1 protein-coding gene and 1 pseudogene are annotated in these 1,929 nt (G+C 71.2%); both read right to left on the bottom strand.

All coding sequences use genetic code 11. The features are described from left to right. A pseudogene (locus tag EF903_RS32105) lies at positions 1-354 on the bottom strand (winged helix family transcriptional regulator); the annotation flags it as partial. A 493-nt stretch (positions 355-847) separates the two neighbouring features. Further along, the gene (gene glnII, locus EF903_RS32100) at positions 848-1,867 is read right to left on the bottom strand and encodes a glutamine synthetase (RefSeq protein WP_125548472.1); all 1,020 of its coding nucleotides are present in this window, start codon (positions 1,865-1,867) and stop codon (positions 848-850) included. Between the last annotated feature and the right edge of the window lie 62 nt (positions 1,868-1,929).

Below are 1,929 nucleotides of genomic sequence, written 5' to 3'. Positions count from 1 at the left end.
GGGCGGTGCCGGAGCGGCCGCGGCCGCGGCGGGCGGGACGGGCTGCGGGGCGGACTGCGGGACGGGCTGCGGGGCGAACGCGCCCGGCTGCTGGTCGGCCGGCACCAGCACCAGGTAGCCGACCATCGGCGGTCGGCCCGGCAGCACCGGCAGCGCGTGCTGCGGGGCCGGCAGCCAGGTGGTGCCCGGCGGGAGCAGGCCGGCGACGTCGACCGGCTCGTCGGCGGAGACGGCCCGCAGCCGGTGGCGCGCAGCGGACGGAGGGAAGGCGGGGGCGGTGGCGGTCGCAGCGGACGCGGCGGTCGCGGCGGATGCGGCGGTCGCGGCGGGCGTCAGGGAACGGGTCTGAGACATGGGTGGTCGGCTCTTTCACGCGAATGGTCGGCAGGAGACGTGCGTACGTCCTCGTTCCGCGCGCAGACCGAAGGCCTCGGAGACGGGAAGCCGCGCAGGGCGGTCCCGGAAGGCTTTAAAGGGCCGGCGCGTTCACCGCGCGGCAACACACCCGGTCGAAATCGTGGTCCTGACGGGAGGGCCAGAACGGCTCGAGGTCGCTGCGACCGGTCGAGGTGTGCGGGTGGCTGGCCATGGGCCCATTGAAGCAGATGCGCTCCGGGCCGGGCAGGGTGTGTCCCACTTCGTGGAGCGGAATCCCATATTCAGCAAACTGGGCAGGATGGCAGGGGTGTTCGATCGCGACAAAGTGGTATAGAGCGGAGTGGTGGTCGTGGCAGGGATCTCGTTGCCGTATCGCATGGTGGACTCATGCGTCCCGTCCCCACACCCCGGCGGAACGCGAACGCCCGCCGGACCCCGAGGGATTCGGCGGGCGACGAAGGCGATCCGGTCAGACCAGGCCGTCCTTCTCCAGGCCGGTGCAGCAGGTGTCCGTGATCAGGCGGGTCACCACGTACGGGTCCACGTTGGCGTTCGGGCGGCGGTCCTCGATGTAGCCCTTGCCGTCCCTTTCCACCTGCCACGGGATGCGCACCGACGCGCCGCGGTCGGAGACGCCGTAGCTGAACTCGTTCCACGGGGCCGTCTCGTGGAGGCCCGTCAGGCGCTCGTCGATGCCCGCGCCGTAGTTCTTCACGTGGTCGAGCGGCTTGCTGCCCTCGCCCAGCGCCTCGCACGCGGAGATGATCGCCCGGTAGTCCTCGCGCATCGCCTTCGTGGAGAAGTTCGTGTGCGCGCCCGCGCCGTTCCAGTCGCCCTTCACCGGCTTCGGGTTCAGCGTCGCCGAGACGTTGAAGTCCTCCGCGGTCCGGTACAGCAGCCAGCGCGCCACCCACAGCTGGTCCGCGACCTCCAGCGGGCCGAGCGGGCCCACCTGGAACTCCCACTGGCCGGGCATGACCTCGGCGTTGATGCCGGAGATGTCCAGGCCCGCCGCCAGGCAGTGGTCGAGGTGCTTCTCGACGATGTCGCGGCCGAAGATCTCGTCCGAGCCGACACCGCAGTAGTAGCCGCCCTGAGCGGCGGGGAAGCCGCCGACCGGGAAGCCGAGCGGGCGGTGGCCGTCGAAGAAGGTGTACTCCTGCTCGATGCCGAAGATCGGCTCCTGGGCCGCGTACTTCTCGGCGACCGGACGCAGCAGGGCGCGGGTGTTCGACTCGTGCGGGGTCATGTCGATGTTCAGGACCTCGCACAGGACGAGGACGTTGCTCCCGCCCCGGATCGGGTCCGGGCAGGAGAACACCGGCTGGAGCACACGGTCCGACGCATGGCCCTCGGCCTGGTTCGTGCTCGACCCGTCGAAGCCCCAGACCGGCAGCTCGCCGCCGTCCGCGAGGATCTTCGTCTTGGAGCGCAGCTTCGCCGTCGGCTCGGTGCCGTCGATCCAGATGTACTCGGCCTTGTAGCTCACGGGACCCATCCTTCGGTGCGTCGCTCCGGCGCAGACCCGGCGGGGGCTGCGGGGGTGGTGCG

Origin of the sequence: Streptomyces sp. WAC05292 (assembly GCF_003949955.1) — a bacterium.
GTDB classification, from domain to species: domain Bacteria; phylum Actinomycetota; class Actinomycetes; order Streptomycetales; family Streptomycetaceae; genus Streptomyces; species Streptomyces globosus.
Note: the sequence above shows the minus strand (reverse complement) of the source record. Positions and strands in the feature narration are given on the sequence as shown.